Annotated in this window: 22 protein-coding genes; 13 read left to right on the plus strand and 9 right to left on the minus strand. The window is 63.9% G+C overall.

All coding sequences use genetic code 11. The annotated features are described in order from the left end of the window. Positions 1–25: 25 nt before the first annotated feature. Entirely contained in the window at positions 26–772 is a 747-nt protein-coding gene (locus IMX18_RS25600) for an NRDE family protein (RefSeq protein ID WP_015272185.1), read from the minus strand. A 128-nt stretch (positions 773–900) separates the two neighbouring features. Between IMX18_RS25600 and IMX18_RS25605 the strand changes: the two genes are divergently transcribed. The 3 genes from IMX18_RS25605 to IMX18_RS25615 are packed head-to-tail and all read left to right on the plus strand — an operon-like array spanning position 901 to position 3529. Then, complete coding sequence (locus IMX18_RS25605) at positions 901–1683, plus strand: sulfite exporter TauE/SafE family protein (protein WP_015272184.1); 783 nt, start codon at positions 901–903, stop codon at positions 1681–1683. 16 nt (positions 1684–1699) lie between these two features. Continuing rightward, positions 1700–2506, plus strand: coding sequence for a prolipoprotein diacylglyceryl transferase (gene lgt, locus IMX18_RS25610; RefSeq protein ID WP_013974665.1), 807 nt, complete (start codon positions 1700–1702; stop codon positions 2504–2506). A 51-nt stretch (positions 2507–2557) separates the two neighbouring features. Then, positions 2558–3529, plus strand: a complete 972-nt coding sequence (locus IMX18_RS25615) for a thymidylate synthase (protein ID WP_013974664.1) — start codon at positions 2558–2560, stop codon at positions 3527–3529. A 122-nt stretch (positions 3530–3651) separates the two neighbouring features. On the opposite strand, the gene cadR is transcribed toward IMX18_RS25615, so the two are convergent. Continuing rightward, on the minus strand, positions 3652–4095 hold the full coding sequence (gene cadR, locus IMX18_RS25620; RefSeq protein ID WP_015272183.1) for a cadmium resistance transcriptional regulator CadR: 444 nt from the start codon (positions 4093–4095) through the stop codon (positions 3652–3654). Between the two features lie 84 nt (positions 4096–4179). Between cadR and IMX18_RS25625 the strand changes: the two genes are divergently transcribed. The 6 genes from IMX18_RS25625 to IMX18_RS25650 all read left to right on the plus strand — a co-directional run bounded on the left by IMX18_RS25625 (position 4180) and on the right by IMX18_RS25650 (position 11995). Continuing rightward, positions 4180–6393 (plus strand): heavy metal translocating P-type ATPase, encoded by a 2214-nt coding sequence (locus IMX18_RS25625; RefSeq protein ID WP_217189992.1) that lies wholly within the window; start codon positions 4180–4182, stop codon positions 6391–6393. Between the two features lie 9 nt (positions 6394–6402). Then, positions 6403–7272, plus strand: coding sequence for a LysR family transcriptional regulator (locus tag IMX18_RS25630; RefSeq protein WP_015272181.1), 870 nt, complete (start codon positions 6403–6405; stop codon positions 7270–7272). A 231-nt stretch (positions 7273–7503) separates the two neighbouring features. Further along, complete coding sequence (locus tag IMX18_RS25635) at positions 7504–8562, plus strand: putative 2-aminoethylphosphonate ABC transporter ATP-binding protein (RefSeq protein WP_015272180.1); 1059 nt, start codon at positions 7504–7506, stop codon at positions 8560–8562. Between the two features lies 1 nt (position 8563). Continuing rightward, positions 8564–10288 (plus strand): putative 2-aminoethylphosphonate ABC transporter permease subunit, encoded by a 1725-nt coding sequence (locus tag IMX18_RS25640; RefSeq protein ID WP_015272179.1) that lies wholly within the window; start codon positions 8564–8566, stop codon positions 10286–10288. Between the two features lie 18 nt (positions 10289–10306). Beyond that, entirely contained in the window at positions 10307–11332 is a 1026-nt protein-coding gene (locus tag IMX18_RS25645; protein ID WP_015272178.1) for a putative 2-aminoethylphosphonate ABC transporter substrate-binding protein, read from the plus strand. A 114-nt stretch (positions 11333–11446) separates the two neighbouring features. Next, positions 11447–11995 (plus strand): phosphonate degradation HD-domain oxygenase, encoded by a 549-nt coding sequence (locus IMX18_RS25650; protein WP_015272177.1) that lies wholly within the window; start codon positions 11447–11449, stop codon positions 11993–11995. Between the two features lie 125 nt (positions 11996–12120). On the opposite strand, the gene IMX18_RS25655 is transcribed toward IMX18_RS25650, so the two are convergent. Both IMX18_RS25655 and IMX18_RS25660 read right to left on the minus strand, forming a co-directional pair. Next, entirely contained in the window at positions 12121–13485 is a 1365-nt protein-coding gene (locus IMX18_RS25655; RefSeq protein ID WP_061550299.1) for a GTPase/DUF3482 domain-containing protein, read from the minus strand. Continuing rightward, a complete protein-coding gene (locus IMX18_RS25660) occupies positions 13478–14869 on the minus strand; it encodes a DUF2868 domain-containing protein (RefSeq protein WP_085721773.1) in 1392 nt (463 codons plus the stop codon). Before IMX18_RS25660 ends, IMX18_RS25655 begins: the two co-directional genes overlap by 8 nt. A gap of 54 nt (positions 14870–14923) precedes the next feature. On the opposite strand from IMX18_RS25660, the gene IMX18_RS25665 reads away from it, so the two are divergent. After that, on the plus strand, positions 14924–15439 hold the full coding sequence (locus IMX18_RS25665; protein ID WP_039612552.1) for a dihydrofolate reductase: 516 nt from the start codon (positions 14924–14926) through the stop codon (positions 15437–15439). Between the two features lie 127 nt (positions 15440–15566). On the opposite strand, the gene IMX18_RS25670 is transcribed toward IMX18_RS25665, so the two are convergent. Then, positions 15567–16958, minus strand: coding sequence for an L-cystine transporter (locus tag IMX18_RS25670; protein ID WP_015272173.1), 1392 nt, complete (start codon positions 16956–16958; stop codon positions 15567–15569). 244 nt (positions 16959–17202) lie between these two features. Here IMX18_RS25670 and IMX18_RS25675 point away from each other — a divergent pair, with 244 nt between their 5' ends. After that, positions 17203–18258 carry an HAD family hydrolase gene (locus IMX18_RS25675; protein ID WP_015272172.1) on the plus strand — a complete coding sequence of 352 codons (1056 nt, stop codon included), beginning with the start codon at positions 17203–17205 and terminating at the stop codon, positions 18256–18258. 9 nt (positions 18259–18267) lie between these two features. Here the strand turns inward: IMX18_RS25675 and IMX18_RS25680 are convergent, their stop codons facing one another. Then, positions 18268–18936: an FMN-dependent NADH-azoreductase gene (locus IMX18_RS25680; RefSeq protein ID WP_015272171.1), complete on the minus strand. Its 669-nt coding sequence runs from the start codon at positions 18934–18936 to the stop codon at positions 18268–18270. Between the two features lie 139 nt (positions 18937–19075). On the opposite strand from IMX18_RS25680, the gene IMX18_RS25685 reads away from it, so the two are divergent. Continuing rightward, the gene (locus IMX18_RS25685) at positions 19076–19930 is read left to right on the plus strand and encodes a LysR family transcriptional regulator (RefSeq protein WP_015272170.1); all 855 of its coding nucleotides are present in this window, start codon (positions 19076–19078) and stop codon (positions 19928–19930) included. 70 nt (positions 19931–20000) lie between these two features. Here the strand turns inward: IMX18_RS25685 and ilvD are convergent, their stop codons facing one another. From ilvD to IMX18_RS25700, 3 genes are all read right to left on the minus strand, one after another. Beyond that, complete coding sequence (gene ilvD, locus IMX18_RS25690) at positions 20001–21842, minus strand: dihydroxy-acid dehydratase (RefSeq protein WP_015272169.1); 1842 nt, start codon at positions 21840–21842, stop codon at positions 20001–20003. Positions 21843–22113: 271 nt separating this feature from the next. After that, positions 22114–23310 (minus strand): class I SAM-dependent rRNA methyltransferase, encoded by a 1197-nt coding sequence (locus tag IMX18_RS25695; RefSeq protein WP_013974648.1) that lies wholly within the window; start codon positions 23308–23310, stop codon positions 22114–22116. Between the two features lie 92 nt (positions 23311–23402). Then, complete coding sequence (locus IMX18_RS25700) at positions 23403–23942, minus strand: type 1 glutamine amidotransferase domain-containing protein (RefSeq protein WP_015272168.1); 540 nt, start codon at positions 23940–23942, stop codon at positions 23403–23405. Between the two features lie 191 nt (positions 23943–24133). Between IMX18_RS25700 and IMX18_RS25705 the strand changes: the two genes are divergently transcribed. Next, positions 24134–24952, plus strand: coding sequence for an HDOD domain-containing protein (locus tag IMX18_RS25705; protein WP_170976286.1), 819 nt, complete (start codon positions 24134–24136; stop codon positions 24950–24952). Positions 24953–24955 lie beyond the last annotated feature (3 nt).

Genomic DNA, 24955 nt, shown 5'->3' on the forward strand with positions numbered 1-24955 from the left:
GCTCCCACAAAGGCCAGCACAGTGCTCAGACCGAAAGCTCAACTTCCCCCAAGTGCCCGCCAAATGGCCCAAAACTGCGCTCAATAAGCCGCCTTTTCCCCTGATCATCCACTATCAGCACCGTGCTCGCCCGCGTCCCGTAGTTCTGGCTGGCAATGAACACGCTCGACAGCAACTTCTCGGTCGCCAACCCCACGCCCGTCTCCGGCAACTCGCCCTCCGGCGCCGGTTCGGCATCGGCCAGCAACGCTAGCAAGCGCTGTGGCTCTGGCGTTTCCAGTAACCCTTCCAGCCCACTGCGCGCCTTCACCAGCTTCGGCCAAGGCGTATCTAGCCCGGCATTGGAAAGCCCGTAAACCCCGGCCTCCAGCAAGCGCGGCGCCGCGTCTTGGGCATGCAGGTAGCCCAACTGCCGTCCATCGCCCACCAGCAGGTTGAACCCTGAATATTGCCTGCTGCGGCTGGCCACCTGGTCCAGATAGGCCTCGACCCCCAACTCCCCCTGCAGATACGCCGCCACCAGCTCGCCCCGCGAGCGTGGCCCCAGTGCCTGCGCCGGGTCGCGAATATTGGTCAGCGCCGCGAACCGCCCCTGCGGGCCGACGCCCAGCCAGGTGCCGCCGGCTTCCAGGTCGCGCCCGGCATATACCCCGGGTGCATCCTCCCAGGCCGCCAGGGCCTGGGTGGGGCGGGCATAGAACTCATCGCGGTTGGCCGCCACGATCAGCGGCAGGGCGTGCCCCGGCCGCCAGGCGAATACGATCAGGCACATCTGTCGGGCCTCCGTTTTTTCGCCACTGTACCCACAGCGGCAGGGAGGATCCATCCTGACACACTGTTCACTAGAGCCCCGAGCCCGGCTTCCGTTACCATGCCGGATTGTTTTCTCGGGGAAGACGAATGGAATTCGTGCTCTATCTGCTGTTGGGCGCCTGCGCCGGTGTGCTGGCCGGGCTGTTCGGCGTGGGCGGCGGTATCATCATCGTGCCGGTGCTGGTGTTCAGCTTCACCTTGCAGGGTTTCGATGCCTCGGTGCTGACCCACCTGGCTGTCGGTACGTCGCTGGCAACCATCGTTTTCACCTCGATCAACGCCGTGCTCGAGCACCATCGCAAGGGCGCGGTGCAATGGCCGATCTTCGCCTGGATGACCCTCGGCATCCTCCTTGGGGCCGGTGTCGGCGCCAAGACCGCCTCGCTGATACAGGGGCCGTTGCTGCAAAAGATCATCGGTGTGTTCGCCCTGGTCATCGCCGCGCAGATGGCCCTGGACCTCAAACCCAAGGCCAGTCGTGGCATCCCCGGCAAGCCCGCGCTGATCGGTGCAGGTGGGGTGATCGGCTGGGCTTCGGCCATTTTCGGCATCGGCGGCGGTTCGCTGACCGTGCCGTTCCTGACCTGGCGCAGCCTGCCCATGCAGCAGGCAGTGGCCACGTCTTCGGCCTGTGGCCTGCCCATTGCCTTGGCCAGTGCCCTGAGTTTCATGCTGCTGGGTTGGCACGAGCAGCACCTGCCGGCCCACAGCCTGGGTTACGTGTACCTGCCGGCGCTGCTCGGCATTGCCGTGACCAGCATGTTTTTCGCCCGCTTCGGCGCGCGCCTGGCGCACAAGCTGTCGCCACGTTTGTTGAAACGCCTGTTCGCAGCCCTGCTGTTCTGTGTCGGCCTCAGCTTTTTGATTTGAATCGAGAGGAAGTTCCATGCTGCCTTACCCGCAGATAGACCCCGTGGCCGTGGCCATCGGGCCGCTGAAAATCCATTGGTACGGCCTGATGTACCTGGTCGGCATCGGCGGTGCCTGGCTGCTCGCCTCGCGCCGGCTGAACCGCTTCGACCCCACCTGGACGCGCGAAAAGCTCTCCGACCTGGTGTTCTGGCTGTCGATGGGTGTGATCGTCGGTGGTCGCCTGGGCTACGTGCTTTTCTACGACCTGCACGCCTACCTGGCCAATCCGACGCTGATCTTCGAAGTGTGGAAGGGTGGCATGTCGTTCCACGGCGGTTTCATCGGCGTGATGCTGGCGGCCTTGTGGTTCGGCAAGCGCAACAACAAGTCGTTCTTCGAGCTGATGGACTTTGTCGCCCCGCTGGTGCCGATCGGCCTGGGGGCCGGGCGCATCGGCAACTTCATCAACGCCGAGCTGTGGGGCAAGGCCACCGACGTGCCATGGGCGATGGTCTTCCCGCCGTTCAGCGACCCGGCGCAGCTGCCGCGTCACCCATCGCAGCTTTACCAGTTCGCACTCGAAGGTGTGGCGCTGTTCCTGATCCTCTGGGCGTTCTCGCGCAAGCCGCGGCCGACCATGGCGGTATCCGGCATGTTCGCGCTGTTCTACGGTATCTTCCGCTTCATCGTCGAATTCGTCCGCGTACCGGATGCCCAGCTTGGCTACCTGGCCTGGGGCTGGCTGACCATGGGTCAGATTCTGTGCGTGCCGATGATCCTGGCTGGCCTTGGCCTGATCTGGTGGGCTTATAATCGCAAGCCTACGGCGAAACCCGCCTGATTAATCCCACGGCAGGGGCGATCCCCCTGCCGTTTTTGCTACAGGTAAGCCATGAAACAGTATCTGGACCTGGTCCGCGACGTCATCGACAACGGCACGCTGCAGGGCAACCGCACCGGCATCCGCACCATCAGCCTGCCGGGCGCCATGCTGCGTTTCGACTTGCAGAAGGGCTTCCCGGCCATTACCACGCGCAAACTGGCGTTCAAGTCGGCGATCGGTGAAATGGTCGGTTTCCTGCGTGGCGTGAAGAACGCCGGTGAATTCCGCGAACTGGGCTGCAAGGTCTGGGACCAGAACGCCAACGAGAACGCCCAGTGGCTGGCCAACCCGTTCCGCCAGGGCCATGACGACCTGGGCGAGATCTACGGCGTGCAATGGCGCCAGTGGCCGGGCTACAAGCGCATCCCGCTGAGCAACCCGGCGGCCATCGAAATGGCCGAGAAGGCGGGCTTCCGCCGCATCGCCCAGGACGAGGAGGACGGCGTCGCGTTCGTCATCCTGTACAAGGCCATCGACCAGGTGCGCCAGTGCCTGGACACCATCGCCAACGACCCGGGCAGCCGCCGTATCCTGTTCCACGGCTGGAACTGTGCGCAGCTGGACGAAATGGCCCTGCCGCCGTGCCACCTGCTGTACCAGTTCCACCCGAACGTTGAGACCAGGGAAATCTCCCTGACCCTCTACATCCGCTCGAACGACCTGGGCCTGGGTACGCCGTTCAACCTCACCGAAGGCGCGGCGCTGCTGTCGCTGTTCGGCCGCCTGACCGGCTACACCCCGCGCTGGTTCACCTACTTCATCGGCGATGCCCATGTGTATGAAAATCATCTGGACATGCTCAACGAGCAGCTCAAGCGTGAGCCGCTGGAGGCGCCGAAGCTGGTGATCAGCGACCGCGTGCCGGCGTTTGCCGAGACGGGCAAGTACGAGCCGGAGTGGCTGGAGAAGATCGAGCCGAGCGATTTCTGGCTGGAAGGGTATGAGCACCATGCGCCGATGACGGCGCCGATGGCGGTGTGATGTTCTAGATTGCCGGGGGCGCTTTGCGCCCCTTTCGCGACACAAGGCCGCTCCTACAGGAGATCGCGTAGCCTGTAGGAGCGGCCTTGTGTCGCGATGGGCTGCAAAGCAGCCCCAAAATCTCAATGCCCATGACTTCGCCCCACATGCGAATGCTCGGTTTCCGGCACCGATACCGCCCCGTTCGTCTCCAGTTGCTGCAAGATCGCACACTCCGCCCCTTGCGCATTGCAGCGCCGCCGCAGCTCCACCAGCTGTTCCTGCAGCGCCACCAGGCCATCGATCCTAGCCTGCACATGCTCGATATGTTCGTCGATCAGCGCATTGACGCTGCCGCACGAATCATCGGGGCTGTCGCGCAGGCGTAGCAGGCTGCGGATTTCATCCAGGGTCATGTCCAGGGTGCGGCAGTTGCGGATGAAGGTAAGCCGCTCGACGTGGGCCTGGGTGTACAGCCGGTAGTTGCCGTCGCTGCGTGCCGGCTCCGGCAGCAGCTGTTCACGCTCGTAGTAGCGGATGGTTTCCACGGCGCAGTCGGTGGCTTTGGCCAGTTCTCCGATCTTCATCACGAAATTCTCCAGCAAGTGGCTTGACCCTATAGTGGCTACAGGGTGTTCACTTGGCAACAGGCTCAAATTAAGGATGACCCCATGAACCAGCCTGTCAGCCACGAACACAAGCACGATCACCACGCCCACAGCTGCTGTGGCAGCGCTGCTGCGCCAGCGTTGGTCCAGCTGAGCGAAAAGGCCAGCAGCCACGCCCAGTTCAGCCGTTTCCGCATCGAGGCCATGGACTGCCCTACCGAGCAGACCCTGATCCAGGACAAGCTGGGCAAGCTGGCCGGTATCGAGCAGCTGGAGTTCAACCTGATCAACCGTGTGCTTGGCGTGCGCCACACCCTGGGTGGCACTGCTGAAATCGAGCAGGCCATCGACAGCCTGGGCATGAAAGCCGAGCCGCTTGGCGCCGAAGACGATAGCACTGCCAGCGCACCGCAAGTGGCCAAGACCCGCTGGTGGCCCCTGGCGCTGTCCGGTATTGCCGCGATCGCCGCCGAAATCGTGCACTTTGCCGCACTGGCCCCGGAGTGGGTGGTGGCGGCGCTGGCGCTGGCAGCGATCCTCGGCTGTGGCCTGGGTACCTACAAGAAGGGCTGGATCGCCCTGAAAAACCGCAACCTCAACATCAACGCGCTGATGAGCATTGCCGTGACTGGCGCGGTGCTGATCGGCCAGTGGCCGGAAGCGGCCATGGTGATGGTGTTGTTCACCGTCGCCGAGCTGATCGAAGCCCGCTCGCTGGACCGCGCGCGCAACGCCATTGGCGGCCTGATGCAGCTCACCCCGGACATGGCTACCGTGCGCCAGGCCGATGGCCAGTGGCGGGAAGCAGAGGTGCGGGAGGTGGCCATCGGGGCCCTGGTGCGGGTACGCCCCGGCGAACGCATTGGCCTGGACGGTGAAGTGACCAGCGGGCAATCCACCGTCGATCAGGCACCGATCACCGGCGAAAGCCTGCCTGTGGAGAAGACGGTGGGCGACAAGTTGTTCGCCGGCACCATCAACCAGGCAGGGGCGCTGGAGTTCCGCGTTACCGCTGCTGCCGGGCAATCGACCCTGGCGCGGATCATCAAGGCCGTCGAGGAAGCGCAAGGCGCGCGGGCGCCTACCCAGCGTTTCGTCGACCGCTTCTCGCGCATCTACACCCCAGTGGTGTTTGCCATTGCCCTGGCCGTTGCGGTGATACCGCCGCTGTTCATGGCCGGTGCCTGGTTCGACTGGGTCTATCGCGCCCTGGTGCTGCTGGTGGTGGCCTGCCCGTGTGCCCTGGTGATCTCGACCCCGGTGACCATCGTCAGCGGCCTGGCTGCCGCCGCGCGCAAGGGCATCCTGATCAAGGGTGGCGTGTACCTGGAAGGCGGGCGCCAGTTGGACTTCCTGGCCCTGGACAAGACCGGCACTATCACCCACGGCAAGCCGGTGCAAACCGATGCCAAGGTACTGGAGCTGCTGTTCGAAGGCCGCGCGCAAGCCCTGGCCGCCAGCCTTGGCGAGCGTTCGGACCACCCGGTCTCCCGCGCCATTGCCCAGTTCGGCAAGGAGCAAGGCCTGGCCTTGAGCGAGGTAGACGACTTCGCAGCCCTTGCCGGGCGCGGCGTGCGCGGCACCATCGCGGGTGAGGTTTACCACTTGGGTAACCACCGTCTGGTCGAGGAGCTGGGGCTGTGCTCGCCAGAGCTCGAGGCCCAGTTGGATGCGCTGGAGCGCCAGGGCAAGACCGTGGTGCTGCTGCTCGACCGCTCCGGCCCGTTGGCGCTGTTCGCGGTGGCCGACACGGTCAAGGAAAGCAGTCGCCAGGCCATCGCCGAGCTGCACGAGCTGGGCATCAAGACTGTCATGCTGACCGGTGACAATCCACATACCGCCCAGGCCATCGCCACCGTGGTGGGTATCGACCGTGCCGAAGGCAACCTGCTGCCTGCCGACAAGCTCAAGAGCATCGAAACCCTGTACGCCCAGGGCCATCGGGTGGGCATGGTCGGTGACGGCATCAACGATGCCCCGGCGCTGGCCCGCGCCGAGATCGGTTTTGCCATGGCGGCGGCCGGCACCGACACTGCCATCGAGACCGCCGATGTGGCGCTGATGGACGACGACTTGCGGAAAATCCCGGCCTTCGTCAGGCTGTCGCGCCAAAGTGCGGCGATCCTCATGCAGAACATCGTTCTGGCGTTGGGCATCAAGGCGATATTCCTGGCGATCACCTTTGCCGGCATGGCCACCATGTGGATGGCGGTGTTTGCCGACATGGGCGTGAGCCTGCTGGTGGTGTTCAACGGCTTGCGCCTGTTGCGCAAATAGAGGACGTGCATGCTGAGTTCGGAGCTTAAAGCCTTCTACATGGTGGCCCGCCTGGGCAGCATCACCCTGGCGGCGAAGAAGCTCGGCCTCAGCCAGCCCACGGTGACCACGCAGATTCGCAACCTGGAGAGCCAGTACGCGGTGGAGCTGTTCTACCGCGGCGGGCGGCGCCTGGTGCTGAGCGAGGAGGGCGTGCGCCTGCTGCCGATGGTCAAGGCACTGCTTCAGCAGGAAGCCGACATCGAGTTCGAACTGCGCAACAGCGGCCAGGCACAGGGCAGCCTGCGCATCGCGGCCACGGCGCCTTACTACATCCTCGACCTGGTGAAGATCTACCGCGAACGCCTGCCGCAGGTGGAAGTGGCGGTGGAAATCGGCAACTCGCAGCAGGTGCTGGAGATGCTCGAGGACTACCGGGTGGATATCGCCGCTTCGTCGCAACTGCTGGAAGACGCGCGGCTGGTGCGGCGGGTGCTGGGGACTGACCCGTTGGTGGTGGCGGTGCATCGCAACCACCCGTTGGCACACCGCCAGGCGGTGTCCATTGACGTGGTGGCCGGGCATTGCCTGCTGATGCGCGAGAAGGGCTCGACCACACGCAAGCTCACCGAGCAGATGATGCAGGAGGCCGGGGTGAAAGCCGGGGCGTTGCTGGAGATTGGCAGCCGCGAATCGATCCGTGAGGCGGTACTGCGCAATATCGGCATCAGCGTGATTGCCCGGCACGAGGTGCCGCACAACCCTGAGTTGCGGGTGCTGGCGCTGGAGAACGCGCCGGTGATGCATGAGTACCTGTATTGCCTGAAGGAGCGGCGCCAGGCGCGGTTGCCGGCGGCCTTCCTTGGGGTGGCGCAGGAAGTGGCCGGTTCGCACTTCTGATAGCCATGTAGTGGCTGTACCGGCCCTATCGCCGGCAAGCCAGCTCCCACAGGTACCCCACAGTCCTTGAAACCTGTGCAGTACCTGTGGGAGCTGGCTTGCCGGCAATAGGGTCCTTGAAGGCCACTACAAAATCTGCCTATACCACTATCACCCGCTTTTGCCCTAAAGCCACAGAACCTTCGCACAGCCTTCCTAGCATGGCCTCCATCTCTTCGATGAGGCCCTGCCATGAACCACACCACCCCCGGCGCACAGATGAAAGTGCGCAACATCCACAAGCGCTTCGGCGCCTTCACGGCGCTGAATGATGTCTCGCTGGACATCGCCGCCGGCGAACTGGTGTGCCTGCTCGGCCCGTCCGGCTGCGGCAAGACCACGTTGCTGCGCTGCATCGCCGGCCTGGAGCGCCAGGACCGCGGTACGTTGTACATCGGCGAGCGCGATATCTCCGAGCTGCCACCCCAGGCCCGTGACTACGGCATCCTGTTCCAGTCCTACGCGCTGTTCCCCAACCTCACCGTCGAAGCCAATATCGCCTATGGCCTGACTGGCAGCGGCCGTGAACAGGCCCGCCAGCGAGTGACCGAAATGCTCGAACTGGTGGGCCTGGCCGGCAGCGAGAAGAAATACCCCGGCCAGCTTTCCGGTGGCCAGCAGCAGCGTGTGGCCCTGGCCCGCGCGCTGGCACCGTCGCCGTCGTTGCTGCTGCTGGACGAGCCGATGTCGGCGCTGGATGCCCGGGTGCGCGAGCACCTGTGCACCGAACTGCGCCAGCTGCAGCGCCAGCTGGGTATCACCACGCTGATGGTCACCCACAACCAGGACGAGGCCATGTTGATGGCCGACCGCATTGCGGTGATGAACAACGGCCAGGTCGAGCAGTACGCCACCCCGCAGGAAATCTACGACCAGCCGGCCACGCCGTTCGTTGCCGAGTTCGTCGGCCAGGGCAACTGGTTGCCGTTCCAGCGCAGCAGTGACAGCCATGCCCAGGTCGGTGGCATGAACATGCGTCTGGCACCAGGTTCGGCCCGACCCAGCAGCGGCCGGCTGTTCTGCCGCCCGGAGGCGATCACGGTCAACCCGGCGGTGCACGAAGAAAACCTGTTCCCGGCCATGGTCCGTGAAATAACGTTCCTCGGTAACCGCTGCCGCATGAGCTTCGAGCTCAAGGCGCTGCCTGGCCATGCACTGCTGGCGGAGTTGGCCCCCGAGGCCATGCCGCGGCTGGGCTCGCAGGACATCTGGGTGGCGCTGCCGCCGCAGAGCCTGCAGGTGTTTGCCTGAGATGGCCGCACCAATGTCCCTGCCGCTGAGCCAGGCCAAAGCCACGCCGCGTGCTGGTGTCGCCTTGGGCGACCGGTTGTTCGTCGTCGGCGGCAAGAGCCTGCTGCTGATCCTTCTGGTGCTGGCGGTGCTGATGCCGCTGCTGGCGATCTTCTGGCGCGGCTTCAGCGCAGAAGCGGGCCAGGGTGGTGGCCTGCTGGCGGCCCGCGAACTGTTGGCCAGTGAAAACTTCCACTGGCTGCTGGGCAACAGCCTGTCGGTGGCCTTCACGGTGGCAGCCATCGTGGTGCCGCTGGCCTACCTGTTCGCCTATGCCCTGCAACGCACGCTGATTCCGGGCAAAGGTCTGTGGCGGGGGATTTCGCTGCTGCCGCTGTTGGCGCCGTCGATGCTGCCGGCCATCGCCCTGGTCTACCTGTTCGGTAACCAGGGGCTGCTGCGCGGGTTGCTCAGCGACAACATCTATGGCTTCTGGGGCATTGTGCTGGGCGAGGCCATCTATACCTTCCCGCATGCCCTGATGATCCTGCTGTCGGCGCTATCGCTGGCCGATGCACGCCTGTTCGACGCAGCGTCCAGCATGGGTGCCGGCCCTTGGCGAGCGTTCACCAGCATCACCTGGCCGGCCACGCGCCAGGCAGTATTCGCAGCGTTCTGCCTGGTGTTCACCCTGACCATCACCGACTTCGGTGTACCGGTCGTGGTCGGCGGCGACTATCAGGTGCTGGCGCTGGAAGCCTACAAGGCGGTGGTCGGCCAGCAGCAGTTCGGCCGCGGCGCGTTGATCGGCATGGTGCTGCTGTTGCCGGCGCTGTTCAGCTTTACCGTCGATGCCTGGCTGCGCCGGCGCCAGGGCGAAGCCATGAGCGGCCGTGCCCAGGTGTTCGAGCCCAAGCCGTCGCGCGGCCGTGATGCCTGCTTCCTGGCGATCGTGCTGCTGGTGTGCGCGGCATTGCTGCTGGTGATCGGCATGGCGGTGTATTCGTCGCTGGTCACGTTCTGGCCCTACAACCTGTCGTTGTCGCTGCGTCACTACATGTTCGAGGACACCGCCGGTGGTGGCTGGCTGGCCTACCGCAACAGCGTGACCATGGCCATCGGCACCGCGCTGATCGGCAGCATCGTGATCTTCACCGGCGCCTACCTGATGGAGAAGACCCAGGGCCAACGCCTGCTCAACCAGGCGCTGCGCCTGCTCAGCTTCATCCCCATGGCCGTGCCGGGCCTGGTGCTGGGCCTGGGCTACGTATTCTTCTTCAACCTGAACGGCAACCCGCTGCATGTGTTCTACGGCGGCATGGGGCTGCTGGTGGTGTGCACCATCGCCCACTACCTGACCACCGCGCAGATGACCGCGACCACCGCCCTGCGCCAGCTCGACGGCGAGTTCGAGGCCGCCGCGCTGTCGCTGAAGGCGCCGCTTTACAGGCACTTCCTGCGGGTGACCGTGCCGATCTGCCTGCCGGCGCTGCTGGACATCATTCGCTACCTGTTCGTATCGGCGATGACCACCGTGTCGGCGGCAATCTTCCTGTACAGCCCCGACACCATCCTGGCTGCCGTCGCCGTGCTGAACATGGATGACGCCGGCAATGTCGGTGGTGCCGCCGCCATGTCGACGTTGATCCTGCTGACCAGTGCCGGCGCTTCACTGCTGCTGGCCGCAGCCTCACGCGGCCTGCTGCGCCGCTCCCAAGCCTGGCGCCAACGCGCCGCGACCGTCTGACCTGTAAGGAACCTACCCATGTACAAGCACCTTGCACTTGCCGCTGCCGTTTCCGCCGTGTTCAGCCTGCAGGCTTCGGCCGCTGGTACCCAGCTGACGGTCTACACCGCCCTGGAAGCCGAACAGCTGAAGAGCTACAAGCAAGCCTTCGAGAAGGCCAACCCGGACATCGAGATCAAGTGGGTTCGCGACTCTACCGGCATCATCACCGCCAAGCTGCTGGCCGAGAAAGACCGCCCGCAAGCCGACGCAGTGTGGGGTCTGGCTGCTTCCAGCCTGGCTATCCTCGACCAGAACGGCATGCTCGAAGCCTACGCACCGAAGGACCTGGGCAAGATTGCCGCCAACTACCGCGATGCTGCCAACCCGCCAGCCTGGGTCGGTATGGACGTGTGGGCCGCGACCATCTGCTTCAATACCATCGAGGCCGAGAAGCAGGGCCTGAGCAAGCCGGTGAGCTGGCAGGACCTGACCAAGCCCGAGTACAAGGGCAAGATCGTCATGCCGAACCCGGCTTCGTCCGGCACCGGCTTCCTGGATGTCAGTGCCTGGCTGCAGACCTTCGGCGAGCCACAGGGTTGGGCGTACATGGATGCACTGCACCAGAACATCGGCCAGTATGTTCATTCCGGTTCCAAGCCGTGCAAGCTTGCCGCAGCGGGTGAATTCCCGATCGGTATCTCGTTCGAGTACCCGGCCGTGCAGCTCAAGCGCCAGGGCGCGCCGCTGGACATCGTGCTGCCGAAGGAAGGCCTGGGTTGGGAGATCGAGGCGACTGCGGTGATCAAAGGTTCGCCAAAAGCGGATGCGGCCAGGCGCCTGGCTGATTTCTCGGCAAGCCCGGCGGCCATGGAGCTGTACAAGGAGAACTTCGCCGTGCTGGCTGCCCCGGGTATTGCCAAGCCGCAGACCGAACTGCCGGCTGACTATGAACAGCGCCTGATCAAGAACGACTTTGCCTGGGCCTCGAAGAACCGTGACCAGATCCTGGCCGAGTGGCGCAAGCGCTATGACGGCAAGTCGGAGAAGGTGGCTCAGCAGTAACCTGCACCGGCCTCTTCGCAGCACAAGGCTGCTCCTACGGGGCGGCGACAACCTGTAGGAGCAGCCTTGTGCTGCGAAGAAGCCACCACCCAATCAAGCCAGGAGAAGACGGTGATGCCAACCCCAGCCCAGATCATCGACAGCACCTTCGCGCTGTACGAACGCCACGGCAGTGACGACTACATCGGCGAAGCGATCACCCAGCTCGAACACATGTCCCAGGCCGCGCAACTGGCCATCGCCGAAGGCTTCGACGACGAAGTGGTGCTGGCGGCGTTCTTCCACGACATCGGCCACCTGTGCGGCGGTGACGCGAGCATGGGCGGCTATGGCGTGGTCAGCCATGAGCGCATCGGCGCTGAGTATTTACGCCGCTGTGGCTTCGGCGAACGCATGGCGCGGCTGGTGCAGTATCACGTGGAGGCCAAGCGCTACCTGACTTTGCGCCAGCCTGGGTATTACCAGCGGTTGAGTGAAGCGAGCCGGCGGACTTTGGAGTATCAGGGGGGCGTGATGAGCGAGGACGAGGCGGATGTGTTCGAGCGGGATCCGCTGTTCGAGGTGAGCTTGCGGATGAGGGAGTGGGATGAGCGGGCCAAGGTGGTCGGGGTGACGGTGATTGACCTGGATGGGTTGAAGCGGAAGGCTTTGGCATTACTTTGAGATGTGGGCTGCCTGTGCGGGCCTCTTCGCGGGTGAACCCGCTCCCACAGGAATAGTGCACATCTCAAGGAATGTGAGATACCTGTGGGAGCGGGTTTACCCGCGAAGAGGCCAGACCCGCTTGATCAAAACTGTGAAACCAGAGCCTCCAGCTGTTCCTGCCGCTCAGCCTGGTTCAGCTTCGCCCCAGGGTTCAGGGTGGACCACTGCGGATGCGCCCGCGCCTTGCTCAGCGCCTCCGGCAACTTGCCCTCCCGCCAGGCCTTCTCATCCAGTTCCCCCAGCCGAATGCTGTCCTGCGCCGCATGCCCGCGGTTTTCCAGCGCCACCATCAACTGCTGCTGACGCAAGGCCAGCAGGCGCAACACCGTGTCGTCCACCGTCAGCTCGCGCTTGCCCTTTAGCTTGCCCATCAACCGCGACCCATAGTTGCGCGCCGTCTGCAGCGCGCCGCCGGCAATCGCCCCGGCCAGGGCGGCAGCCCCCAGTGTCAGGCCGCCGACCAGCAGGTCCACCCCGGCACCCGCCGCAGCACCGGCGGCCACACCACTGCCCAAACGCACGCCCAGCAGCTTCAAGGTTTCGGGATTGAACAGGTCATCGCCCCAGCGGCCATCCAGCAACGGCAGGTCGCTGGCATGGGCGTCCTCGCGGCGGAAGGCATATAGCTTGAGCAGTGCCTCGACACAGCGCTGTTCGCGCTGGCGCACCTCTTGCCGCAATGCCTCGATGGCCCGGGCTTCGGCAGCCGGCTCGGCCTCGACGCTGCGCCGGCAGGCGGCGCAGTCCAGCAGCAGCTCGGCAATCAGGCGCTTGCCGCTGTGGCGGCGTGCCAGGCGCTGTGCCTGCTGGTCGTCGATCAGCCGCTGCAGGGCCGGGCGGGCGTCTTCCAGCAGCAGGGCCAGGCTTTCGTACAACCGGCGCTCGCCATCCTCTGGCGGGGCCACGCTGTCGAACCGCACCAACGCGTGAAGCCCAAGCCTGGCAAGGGCTTCACGCCATTGCGGCTCGCGGTGCTGATGGCTGGCGACGAAATTGAGCACCGGTAGCAGCGGTTTGCCGCAGCTGGCCAGCACTTCCAGTTCGTCGCGGTATTTGGCCAGCACTGGTTCGCGGGCGTCGATCACATACAAGCCGGCATTGCTGGCCAGCAGCTGGCGTAGCACCTTGGCCTCCTGCTCGAAACGCTGGCGTGCCTCGCTGCCTTGCAGAAAGCGCTCGAGGCGGGCCGGGCCGTCCAGCCGCTCGCCCGGGCGCTCCAGGCGTTCGAGATAGTCGAGCAGGGCAATGGCGTCTTCCAGGCCCGGGGTGTCATACAACTCGAGCAAAGGTTCGCCGTCCACCGACAGCCGCGCACCTTCCACATGGCGGGTGGTGCTGGGGCGGTGGGAAACTTCGCCAAAGCCGACGTCACGGGTCAGGGTGCGCAGCAGCGAGGTCTTGCCGACGTTGGTGTGGCCGACCACGGCCAGTTTCAGCGGCTCAGTCATGGCCATGCTCCAGCCAGGTCAGCGGCGAGGTATCGGCATGCGCCAGACCAAGGCGGTCGAGGGCTTCGTGCCAGTCGCCCAGGCGCTGGGCGTCCAGGGCCTCGCCCGGTGCGGCCTGCAGTAGCCATATACGGGTGGCGCCGGCGTTGCGTGCCAGTTCGGCGAGCAACGCCAGGCTGCCACGATCGGGAGAGCGGCGCGGGTCGCAAGCGATGGCCAGGCGTGCTGGCGGGAAACGGCTGAGCTGTTCGAGCAGGCGGTTACGCGATTCTCGGCTGTCGAGCACGCCGGCACTGGTTACGCTTTTTGGCAGCGCGGGCGGCCAGGGGTGCTGGTCGTCCAGCTCCAGGCCGACCAGCAGGGCGCCGCTGCTGCCACTTTCCAGCTGGCCAGCGGCAAACTGCGGCAAGGCCTCGGGCGCGGCATCCTGGACGCCGATGCGTTCGCTGCGCGGCATCAGCGCTTCACGCAGCTGCGCGTAGCCGGGCAGGCTGAGGTCCAGCGCCAGGCGTTGGCGGCCTTGACGCCAGCGCCACAGGCACAGCCCGGCCAACAGCAGGCGCGGAAGCAGGCCGTACACCAGCACCACGCCAAGCAGCCAGCTGGCCCAGGCCTGGCGCGCCAGGTCCAGGGCCGGCTGGCTGTCGCCGCTGGCGCGGATCATGGCCTCGTCGGGTACCGTGAAGCCCAGCAACGAGGGCAGCGCGCCCAAGGCCTGGGTCAGGTGGATGAACGGGTCGGCGGCGAGCAGGGTTGTCTCCCAGACAAAGCCATAGCGCCGGGTCGCCAGCAAGGCCAGCAGCATGCCCAGCGCGGTGATCATCGCCAGCAGCCACAGGCCATGCACCAGCAGGCCGAGCAGCCAGCGGTTGAGGCGTTGACGTTGCAGCAGCACCAGCAGCGCCGGTGCCAGGTGCGCGGCCTTGGCGTCACGGGCAAAGCGTTCGCTCAGCCACAGCCACAAACGGCCCAGCCCCGCGCCATGCTCGCCGCTCAGGGCAAAGCCGATGGCCCAGCCCAGCAGCATCAGCAGGTTCAGCCCGAGCAGGCTGCCGAGGGCCCAGAACACATTCACCGGGCGCTGCCCGTCGCTCAAGGCGGCCAGGGCCAACCCTGCGCCGCTGAGCACGGCCAGTACCAGCAAGGCCAGCAGCGCCAGGCGTGCGCCCTGTTTCCAGTGGCGCAGGGCGGTGGTGATGCCGTCGCGTTCGGCCAGGAACAGGGCACGGGTTTCGATGCGGGCCGCCAGGTCACCGCCTGCCTGGCGGGCGCAGCGGTTGGCTTCCTGGTCCTCCAGCGGGCCGGCATGTTCCTCGCGCAGGCGTACCGCTTCGGTGAGCCAGCGCTTGTCCAGTGAAGTGGGTGCAGTCACAAGGTCTTCCATTGCACAGGTCAGGGCAGAAGCATAACCCACACGCCCGGTGCTATCCTCGCTGGCATGAATACATCACTCCCCCTCAGCCTGATCGCGGCTCACGCCGAGAACCGCGTGATCGGCATCGACAACTCCATGCCCTGGCATCTGCCGGGGGACTTCAAGTACTTCAAGGCCACTACCCTGGGCAAGCCGATCATCATGGGGCGCAAGACCTGGGACTCGCTGGGCAGGCCATTGCCCGGGCGGTTGAATATCGTCGTCAGCCGGCAGGCAGGGCTGGAACTGGCGGGGGCCGAGGTGTTTGGCTCGCTGGAAGAGGCGCTGGTGCGGGCCGAGCAGTGGGCGCGTGAGCAGGGCGTTGATGAGCTTATGCTGATTGGCGGGGCGCAGCTGTATGGGCAAGCGCTGGAGAAAGGGCTGGTCAGCCGCATGTACCTGACGCGGGTCGAGTTGTCGCCGGAAGGGGATGCGTGGTTCCCTGAGTTCGATCGGGGGCAGTGGAAGCGGGTATCGAGCGAGGCGCAGGCTGAGGAAGGCAAGCCTGGGTATCATTTCGAGGTCTGGGACAAGGTTTGAGATTGCCGGGGCTGCCTTGCAGCCCTATCGCGACACAAGGCCGCTCCTACATTGATCGGCGTACGCTGGGCGATTGTAGGAGCGGCCTTGTGTCGCGACAGGGGCGCAACGCGCCCCCGGCAATCTGTCAGGAATGACTCAGCTCGGCATGTTCATCGCCAGCCAGCACATCCTTGTCGGTCTCTTTCAGCAGTTGGCTGGTCACCACCCCTGCGGTCATCGAACCGTTCACGTTCAACGCCGTGCGGCCCATGTCGATCAGCGGCTCCACCGAAATCAGCAACGCCACCAGCTCCACCGGCAAGCCCATGGCCGGCAGCACGATCAGTGCGGCGAAAGTTGCACCGCCACCTACGCCGGCAACACCTGCCGAACTCAGGGTGACGATGGCCACCAGGGTGGCGATCCACAGCGGGTCGAAGGTATCGATGCCCACCGCCGGCGCCACCATCACCGCCAGCATCGCGGGATAGAGCCCGGCGCAGCCGTTCTGGCCAATGGTGGTACCGAAGGATGCGCTGAAGCTGGCAATCGACTGCGGTACGCCCAGGCGGCGGGTTTGCGCTTCGATGTTCAGCGGAATGCTGGCGGCGCTGGAGCGGCTGGTGAAGGCGAAGGTCAGCACCGGCCACACCTTGCGGAAGAAGCGCAGCGGGCTCACGCCGGTGGCGGCGAGGATAATGCCGTGCACCACGAACATCAGCGCCAGGCCCAGGTACGACACCACCACGAAGCTGCCCAGCTTGAGGATGTCTTCCATGTTCGAGCTGGCCACCACCTTGGTCATCAGCGCCAGTACGCCATACGGGGTCAGCTTCATCACCACCCGCACCAGGCGCATCACCCAGGCCTGCAGGGTGTCGATGGCCGACAGTGCGCGCTCGCCTTTCTCGGCATCGTCCTTGATCAGCTGCAGCGCGGCCAGGCCCAGGAACACGGCAAAGATCACCACGCTGATGATCGAGGTCGGCTTGGCCCGTGCCAGGTCACCTACCGGGTTGCTGGGGATGAACGACAGCAGCAGTTGCGGGATGTTGAGGTCGGCGACCTTGCCGGCGTAGTCGCTGTGGATAACCTGCATGCGCGCGCTTTCCTGGGCGCCGGCCACCAGGCCTTCGGCGCTGAGGCCGAACAGGTTGGTCAGGACGATGCCGATCAACGCAGCGATGGCGGTGGTCAGCAGCAGGGTGCCGATGCTCAGCACACTGATGCGGCCCAACGACGAGGCATTGTGCAGGCGCGCCACGGCACTGAGGATCGAGGCGAAGATCAGCGGCATGACGATCATCTGCAGCAAGCCGACGTAGCCGTTGCCGACCAGATCGAGCCAGGCGATGGTGGCCTTGAGCACAGGGTGACCAGCGCCATAGACGGTATGCAGGATCAGGCCGAACACCACGCCCAGCACCAGGCCCAGCAATACCTTCTTGGCCAGGCTCCAGTCGGTGCGGCGGGTTTGTGCCAGGCCCAGCAACAGGGCCAGGAACGCCAGCAGGTTAAGGGACAGCGGCAGGTTCATTGAAGCTCCAGCAGAAAAAAGCAGAAGAGGCATCGCCCCTGTGAGCGATTGCGAACGGAAATGCTAACAGCCTGAAAACAAACGAATTTATACCCAAATGGAATTTGTATAGTCGTTTATGGAATAACGATGTGTCGCGGATTGCAATGAACGCGGCGTTTGCAGCTGCATGGAGGTCGTTATCGAGGGCTGCCAGCGCAGGTTGTTGCACTAGCGTTTCTGAGTCATTTCAGGAGATTCGTACATGAAGTTTGCTCCGAAAGCCGTCGCCGTCGGCCTGTCCCTGTTGTTCAGTATCGAAACCTTCGCCACCGAGCTCAAACACTGGCCCGCCGACGCGGCCAGGCAGCTCGACAGCATGATCGCCGCCAATGCCAACAAGGGTAACTACGCGGTGTTCGACATGGACAACACCAGCTACCGCTACGATCTTGAAGAGGCCTTGCTGCCGTTCATGGAAAACAAGGGCCTGCTGAGCCGCGACAAGCTCGACCCCTCGTTGAAGCTGATGCCGTTCAAGGACACCGCCGAGCATAAGGAAAGCCTGTTCAGCTACTACTACCGGCTGTGTGAAGTGGACGACATGGTCTGCTACCCGTGGGTGGCCCAGGTGTTCTCCGGCTTTACCCTGCAGGAGCTGAAGGTGCAGGTGGATGAGCTGATGGCCTCCGGCAAACCGATCCCGGCCACCTATTACGAAGGGGACCAGGTCAAGGCCATCGAGGTACAGCCACCCAAGGTCTTCAAGGGCCAGGCCGAGCTGTACAACAAGCTGATGGAGAACGGTATCGAGGTCTATGTGGTTTCCGCTGCTTCCGAGGAGCTGGTGCGCATGGTCGCGTCGGACCCCAAGTACGGCTACAACGTGAAGCCGCAGAACGTGATTGGCGTGAGCCTGTTGCTGAAGGACCGTGCCAGCGGTCAGTTGACCACCGCACGCAAGCAGATCAGCGCCGGGCACTATGATGCCAAGGCCAACGTGGGGCTGGAGCTGACCCCATACCTGTGGACCCCGGCCACCTGGATGGCAGGCAAGCAGGCGGCGATCCTCACCTATATCGATGAGTGGAAAAAGCCGGTGCTGGTCGGCGGCGATACGCCGACCAGTGATGGCTACATGCAATTCCATGGCGTGGATGTGGGCAAGGGCGGCATTCACCTGTGGATAAATCGCAAGGCCAAGTACATGGACCAGCTGAACGGGATGATTGCCAGGAATGCTGCGGCGCAGGCCAAGGAAGGGCTGCCAGTGACCGCCGACAAGAACTGGGTGATCGTGACACCGGAGCAGATCCAGTAACGAGGCCTGTCAGCCGTTGCGGCCCACGATGAGAGTCCGGGCCGCTTCCTGATCGATGTTCTGTGCCAACAAGGTCACTGCTTCGATGGCGCTTGCACGGACGCTGGCCCCCACCGGGCCAAGCGTCTGTTCGACCACGACACTGTGCACCTGGTTAATCCCGACGAAGCGGAACCACGTATCGATGAAGGGTTTTTCCAGTCCAAAAGCCTGGTCGGGTGTCTGTGAGTCAGAGCCGTAACCAAGTCCACGGGAGTAGATTGCAACAGCTCGACGTCCGCCCAGCATGCCATTCAACCCTTGCTCATCGAAGGTGAACAGGACGCCTTTGTGCGAAATTGCGTCGATCAGATGCTTGAGCTTGTACGGGATGCCGAAATTCCACAGCGGTACGCTGAACACCAAGGTATCAGCCCGGTGGAACCGTTCAGCGAGTGCCTTGATCTGCCCCCATGCTGCAGCCTGGGCGGTTGACAGTGGGGCATCGGCAAGCCCTGCGTACTTTGCCGCGAGCAAAGCGCCATCCACTTCGGGGAGCTCGCATTCCCAAGGGTCAAGGCAGTCAATCTCCACGGCTTTGCGCTCGGCCAATGCCGTCAGGAACACTTCTGCAATCTGAGTGGAAACGGACCGCTCTCCTCTCGGTGAGGCACAAACATACAAGATACGTTCAACCATTGGGCTTCTCCTTGGCAGCGTTGGTGACACTTCCCCTGGCGTTCGACTGCACAGGTGCTTGGCGCAAAGTCTGATTCAGAATGATTGTTTATAGAAATGACGTATGCTCTGCATATTGAGTGAGATAGGTGATTAATCTGTGTTCGATACTGTGCTTTTGCGTAGCTTGCTTGCCGTTGCCGACAACGGTGGTTTCACGCGCGCGGCGCAGAGGCTGCATCTAACGCAGTCGGCGATCAGCGCTCACATCAGGCGGCTGGAGAGTGAAGCTGGGCACAAATTGCTGGAGCGCACGACCCGTTCGGTCAGCCTGACGCCAGCGGGCGCCCGGCTGGCAGGTTATGCCCGCACTATCCTGGCGTTGCATGATGATGCTCGCGCGAGCCTGGGCGTAGGCCGTCGGGTTTCAGGCATGGTATTTGTGGGCTTGAGCGAGGAGATGGTGAAAGCCCCCATCATCGACTGCCTGCGTCGATTCTCGGTGGCGCATCCCGATGTAGAGGTTTCCCTGAAAGTCGGCCTGACCGGCGAGCTGCTTGCACTTGTTCAATCGGGTGGGCTCGATATCGTGTTGGGGAGCCGCTGCGGCGACGAAGAACGTGGCGAACTGCTTTGGTCCGAGCCGTTGGTCTGGGCGAGAGGGCCGGTTGCGCTGCCCACCGATGATGCAACCACTCCAATACCCTTGGCGGTGTTTTCCGATCAATGCCCCTACCGTGCCGCCGCCATCGAAGCCCTGGCGCGTGCGGGGCGACAATGGCGGATCGTTTGCCAGAGCCCAAGTGCCGGGGGGCTGATAACCGCTGTCAGTGGTGGGCTGGGTGTAACGCCAGTCACCCGGTCGTCCGCACTGACTGCAGGTTTACAGGAAGTGCCAACGCTGCCATCCCTTCCTCAAGCGCAGTTCATTTTGACCTCGGTGGCGAAGCCGAAGCGCTCAGTTGCCCTGCTGCTGGCGCAATTGCGCCAATGTGCTTCGAGGGGGGAGCTTTGACTCAGCATTTCTCTAGCGCCATAAAAAAGCCGGCGCACAAGGCGCCGGCTTTTTCAAACGCCAGAAAGCCTTACAACCCTTCCAGCATCGCCTTGTTACGCACAGCACCCTTGTCGGCACTGGTCGCCAGCAGGGCATAGGCCTTCAGCGCGGTGGTCACCTTGCGTGGGCGTACTTCAGCCGGTTTCCAGCCCTTCTTGTCCTGCTCGACACGGCGCTCGGCCAGCTCTTCGTCGCTGACCTGCAGGTTGATCGAACGATTCGGGATGTCGATCAGCACCTTGTCGCCGTCGCGCACCAGGCCGATGGCGCCGCCGGCTGCGGCTTCCGGCGAGGCGTGGCCGATCGACAGGCCCGAGGTGCCGCCCGAGAAGCGGCCGTCGGTGAGCAGGGCGCAAGCCTTGCCCAGGCCCTTGGACTTCAGGTACGAGGTCGGGTACAGCATTTCCTGCATGCCCGGGCCACCTTTCGGGCCTTCGTAGCGGATGATCACGATGTCGCCGGCCTTCACTTCGTCGGCGAGGATGCCGCGTACGGCGCTGTCCTGGCTCTCGAAGATCTTCGCGGTGCCTTCGAACACCAGGATCGACTCGTCGACACCGGCGGTTTTCACCACGCAGCCATCCAGCGCGATGTTGCCGTACAGCACGGCCAGGCCGCCTTCCTGCGAATAGGCGTGCTCGACACTGCGAATGCAGCCTTCGGCACGATCCAGGTCCAGGCTCGGCCAGCGGGTCGACTGGCTGAATGCCGTCTGGGTCGGAATGCCGGCAGGGCCAGCCTTGAAGAAGGTGTGCACGGCTTCGTCATCGGTCTGGGTGATGTCCCACTTGGCGATGGCTTCTTCCATGCTGCGGCTGTGCACGGTCGGCAGGTCGGTGTGCAGCAGGCCGCCACGGGCCAGCGAGCCGAGGATGCTGAAGATGCCGCCGGCACGGTGCACGTCTTCCATGTGATATTTCTGAATGTTCGGCGCAACCTTGCACAGTTGCGGCACCTTGCGCGACAGGCGGTCGATGTCGCGCAGGTCGAACGCCACCTCGGCTTCCTGGGCGGCAGCCAGCAGGTGCAGGATGGTGTTGGTCGAACCGCCCATGGCGATGTCGAGCATCATGGCGTTCTCGAACGCCTTGAAATTGGCGATGTTGCGCGGCAGTACCGACTCATCGTTCTCGCCGTAGTAGCGCTTGCACAGCTCGACGATGGTGCGGCCGGCAGTGAGGAACAACTGCTCGCGGTCGGCGTGGGTGGCCAGGGTCGAACCGTTGCCCGGCAGGGCCAGGCCCAGGGCTTCGGTCAGGCAGTTCATCGAGTTGGCGGTGAACATGCCGGAGCACGAACCGCAGGTAGGGCAGGCGCTGCGCTCGTATTCGGCGACTTTTTCGTCGGAAGCCGAGGAGTCGGCGGCAATGACCATGGCGTCGACCAGGTCCAGGCCGTGGCTGGCCAGCTTGGTCTTGCCGGCTTCCATCGGGCCGCCGGAGACGAAGATTACCGGGATGTTCAGGCGCAGGGCGGCCATCAGCATGCCGGGGGTGATCTTGTCGCAGTTGGAGATGCACACGATGGCGTCGGCGCAATGGGCGTTGACCATGTACTCCACGGCGTCGGCGATGATCTCGCGGCTTGGCAGCGAGTAGAGCATGCCGTCGTGGCCCATGGCGATGCCGTCATCGACCGCGATGGTGTTGAATTCCTTGGCCACGCCACCGGCGCGTTCGATTTCGCGGGCGACCAGCTGGCCCAGGTCCTTCAGGTGCACGTGGCCCGGGACGAACTGGGTGAACGAGTTGGCGATGGCGATGATCGGTTTCTTGAAATCTTCGTCCTTCATCCCGGTGGCGCGCCACAGGGCACGGGCGCCGGCCATGTTGCGGCCTTGGGTGGAAGTCTTGGAACGATAATCAGGCATGAAACACTCCTGGCGGCTTAATCAGGTCACAAAAAGGGGAGTGAGCTTCTCTTGTCCTTTGTACCGCAGGCCGGTTGCCACTGGCACGGATGGGGCCGAAGACCGCGCGGGATCGCCGCGTGCTTGGGCAGAGCTCATAAACCCGCCGGGGATGACTGGCGATGAATAGGCCGATTCTACACCGCTGGCGCGGCGAGGGAATGCAGATGTGGATAGCTGGCGGGGAGATTGCAGCAGGAAAGGGCCGCTAGGCGGCCCTTTTTAGCGGATATCAGCTGTTTGGCAGCAACCGGCAGGTGATGCTCTTGATGTAGCGGGTTTCGGCAATGGCCGGGTGCACCGGGTGGTCCGGGCCTTGGCCGCCGCGTTCGAGCAACTGCAGGTTGCGGTCCAGGTGACGGGCGCTGGTCAGCAGGATGTTGTGCAGGTCGTCCTCGGGCAGGTGCATCGAGCACGAGGCACTGACCAGGATGCCGTCCTTGGTCAGCATGCGCATGGCCTGTTCGTTCAGGCGGCGGTAGGCCGCTTCGCCGTTCTTCAGGTCTTTCTTGCGCTTGATGAAGGCGGGTGGGTCGGCAATGATCACGTCGAAGCGCTCTTCGGCGGCCTTCAGTTCGCGCAGGGCCTCGAACACATCGCCTTCGATGCAGGTCAGTTTCTCGCTGATGCCGTTCAGCGCGGCGTTACGCTCCACGCCGTCCAGGGCGAAGCCCGAGGCGTCGACGCAGAACACTTCGCTGGCGCCGAAGGCACCGGCTTGCACGCCCCAGCCACCGATGTAGCTGAACAGGTCGAGCACGCGCTTGCCTTTCACGTACGGCGCCAGGCGTGCACGGTTCATGCGGTGGTCGTAGAACCAGCCGGTCTTCTGGCCTTCGCGTACCGGGGCTTCGAATTTGACGCCGTTTTCTTCCAGCGGCACCCAGTCCGGCACCTCGCCATAGACGGTTTCGACATAGCGCTGCAGGCCTTCGGCATCCCGTGCGGAGGAGTCGTTCTTGAACAGGATGCCGCTTGGCTTGAGCACCTGTACCAGGGCTGCAATCACGTCGTCCTTGTGCGCTTCCATGGTGGCGGAGGCCAATTGCACCACGAGGATGTCGAAGAAGCGGTCGACCACCAGGCCTGGCAACAGGTCGGAATCGCCATAGACCAGGCGGTAGCACGGTTGGTCGAACAGGCGCTGGCGCAGCGACAGGGCGACGTTCAGGCGGTGCACCAGCAGCGACTTGTCCAGCGGCAGCTTGGCGTCGCGCGACAGCAGGCGGGCGCAGATCAGGTTGTTCGGGCTCAGTGCGACGATACCCAGCGGCTTGCCGTTGGCTGCCTCGAGAACAGCCTGCTGGCCGGCCTGGAAGCCTTGCAGCGGGGTCGCGCTGACGTCGACTTCGTTGCTGTAGACCCACAGGTGGCCGGCGCGCAGGCGGCGGTCGGCATTGGCTTTGAGGCGTAGGCTGGGCAGGGACATGACGTCGCTCCGGGAAAAAGAGCGGGATTATAGCCTGTTGCCTGGGCACTCGTCCCTTGCAGGAGCAGCCTCGCGTCGGCCATGAGATGACGTCAGGCTGCCAATGCCTTGATCAGTTGCCGGTTGAACGCCGGAATGTCATCGGGCTGGCGGCTGGTGATCAGGTTGCCATCGACCACCACTTCTTCATCCACCCAGTCTCCGCCGGCATTGCGGATGTCGTCCTGCAGGGTCTTGTAGCTGGTCAGCCGCCTGCCCTTGGCCAACCCGCAGGACACCAGCAACCAGCCACCATGACAAATCACCGCCAGCAGCTTGCCAGCCGAATCGTGGCTTTTCACCAGTTTCTGCGCAGCGGGAATCAACCGAATCGTGTCAGAGTTTTGCACGCCACCGGGCAGCACCAGGGCATCGTAGAGGTCCAGGTGGGCGCTTTCGAAGGTTGCGTCCACGGCGAATGCGTCAGCCGGCTGGTCGTGGTTCCAGCCGCGTACCGTTCCCTCTTTGTTGCTGAGGATGTCCACCACCGCGCCGCTCTGTTCCAGGGCCTCGCGGGGGCCTGTCAGTTCCACTTGCTCGAAGCCGTCGGTGACCAGGAAAGCCACTCGCTTGCCGTTCAGTTCTACACTCATGGGCCTTGCTCCTTTCCTTGATGAATATGAGAAAGAGGCCCGCATGGATAGAGTAAAGTTCCGGCGCAACGATTCAGTGGTTGGTCCCTTTCCGGTCTGGAGGGTTAGAATCGCCGGTCCCAAACGAGTGTGCACGTATGTCCCAAGAACTCAGCGCCGAACAGATCCAGCAAGCCTTGCAAGGCATCACCATCCCGCCGCAACCGCAGATAATGGTCGACCTGCAGTTCGAGCAGTACATGCCTGACCCGGACCTGGAAACCATCGCCAAGCTGATTTCCCAGGACCCGGGCCTCTCGGGCGCCTTGCTCAAGCTGGTCAATTCCCCGCATTTCGGTCTTTCCAACAAGATCGGTTCGATCCAGCGCGCGGTGAACCTGCTGGGCAGCCGTTCGATCATCAACCTGATCAACGCCCAGTCGATCAAGGGTGAGATGACCGACGAGACCATCGTTACCCTCAACCGCTTCTGGGACACTGCCCAGGACGTGGCGATGACCTGTCTGACCCTGGCCAAGCGCACCGGCATCCAGGCGGCGGACGAGGCCTACACCCTGGGCCTGTTCCATGACTGTGGCGTGCCGCTGATGCTCAAGCGCTTCCCCGACTATATGGATGTGCTGGAGGACGCCTATGCCAAGTCCGACGAGGAAACCCGCGTGGTCGACACCGAAAACCGCGTGTTCAACACCAATCATTCTGTGGTCGGCTATTTCACTGCCAAATCCTGGCGCCTGCCCGAGCACCTCAGCGCGGCCATTGCCAACCACCACAACGCTCTGGCGGTGTTCCGCGACGAGAGCTCGCGCAATACCCAGAGCCAGCTTAAAAACCTGCTGGCGGTGCTGAAGATGGCCGAGCACATCTGCGCATCGTACCGGGTGCTGGGCAACCAGGCCGTGGACCACGAATGGAATGTGGTCGGCCCGCTGGTGCTCGATTACATCGGCTTGTCGGAATACGATTTCGAGAACCTCAAGCAGAATATTCGCGAGATGGGCGGGCACTGACAC

It is taken from the genome of Pseudomonas shirazica (assembly GCF_015168335.1).
In the GTDB taxonomy this organism is placed as follows: Bacteria; Pseudomonadota; Gammaproteobacteria; order Pseudomonadales; family Pseudomonadaceae; genus Aquipseudomonas; species Aquipseudomonas asiatica.

What these genes read in the sequence shown, in the direction of transcription:
- IMX18_RS25600 (WP_015272185.1), bottom strand. Translation starts at nt 772, where the DNA reads ATGTGCCTGATCGTATTCGCCTGGCGGCCGGGGCACGCCCTGCCGCTG.
- IMX18_RS25605 (WP_015272184.1), top strand. Translation starts at nt 901, where the DNA reads ATGGAATTCGTGCTCTATCTGCTGTTGGGCGCCTGCGCCGGTGTGCTG.
- lgt (WP_013974665.1), top strand. Translation starts at nt 1,700, where the DNA reads ATGCTGCCTTACCCGCAGATAGACCCCGTGGCCGTGGCCATCGGGCCG.
- IMX18_RS25615 (WP_013974664.1), top strand. Translation starts at nt 2,558, where the DNA reads ATGAAACAGTATCTGGACCTGGTCCGCGACGTCATCGACAACGGCACG.
- cadR (WP_015272183.1), bottom strand. Translation starts at nt 4,095, where the DNA reads ATGAAGATCGGAGAACTGGCCAAAGCCACCGACTGCGCCGTGGAAACC.
- IMX18_RS25625 (WP_217189992.1), top strand. Translation starts at nt 4,180, where the DNA reads ATGAACCAGCCTGTCAGCCACGAACACAAGCACGATCACCACGCCCAC.
- IMX18_RS25630 (WP_015272181.1), top strand. Translation starts at nt 6,403, where the DNA reads ATGCTGAGTTCGGAGCTTAAAGCCTTCTACATGGTGGCCCGCCTGGGC.
- IMX18_RS25635 (WP_015272180.1), top strand. Translation starts at nt 7,504, where the DNA reads ATGAACCACACCACCCCCGGCGCACAGATGAAAGTGCGCAACATCCAC.
- IMX18_RS25640 (WP_015272179.1), top strand. Translation starts at nt 8,564, where the DNA reads ATGGCCGCACCAATGTCCCTGCCGCTGAGCCAGGCCAAAGCCACGCCG.
- IMX18_RS25645 (WP_015272178.1), top strand. Translation starts at nt 10,307, where the DNA reads ATGTACAAGCACCTTGCACTTGCCGCTGCCGTTTCCGCCGTGTTCAGC.
- IMX18_RS25650 (WP_015272177.1), top strand. Translation starts at nt 11,447, where the DNA reads ATGCCAACCCCAGCCCAGATCATCGACAGCACCTTCGCGCTGTACGAA.
- IMX18_RS25655 (WP_061550299.1), bottom strand. Translation starts at nt 13,485, where the DNA reads ATGACTGAGCCGCTGAAACTGGCCGTGGTCGGCCACACCAACGTCGGC.
- IMX18_RS25660 (WP_085721773.1), bottom strand. Translation starts at nt 14,869, where the DNA reads ATGGAAGACCTTGTGACTGCACCCACTTCACTGGACAAGCGCTGGCTC.
- IMX18_RS25665 (WP_039612552.1), top strand. Translation starts at nt 14,924, where the DNA reads ATGAATACATCACTCCCCCTCAGCCTGATCGCGGCTCACGCCGAGAAC.
- IMX18_RS25670 (WP_015272173.1), bottom strand. Translation starts at nt 16,958, where the DNA reads ATGAACCTGCCGCTGTCCCTTAACCTGCTGGCGTTCCTGGCCCTGTTG.
- IMX18_RS25675 (WP_015272172.1), top strand. Translation starts at nt 17,203, where the DNA reads ATGAAGTTTGCTCCGAAAGCCGTCGCCGTCGGCCTGTCCCTGTTGTTC.
- IMX18_RS25680 (WP_015272171.1), bottom strand. Translation starts at nt 18,936, where the DNA reads ATGGTTGAACGTATCTTGTATGTTTGTGCCTCACCGAGAGGAGAGCGG.
- ilvD (WP_015272169.1), bottom strand. Translation starts at nt 21,842, where the DNA reads ATGCCTGATTATCGTTCCAAGACTTCCACCCAAGGCCGCAACATGGCC.
- IMX18_RS25695 (WP_013974648.1), bottom strand. Translation starts at nt 23,310, where the DNA reads ATGTCCCTGCCCAGCCTACGCCTCAAAGCCAATGCCGACCGCCGCCTG.
- IMX18_RS25700 (WP_015272168.1), bottom strand. Translation starts at nt 23,942, where the DNA reads ATGAGTGTAGAACTGAACGGCAAGCGAGTGGCTTTCCTGGTCACCGAC.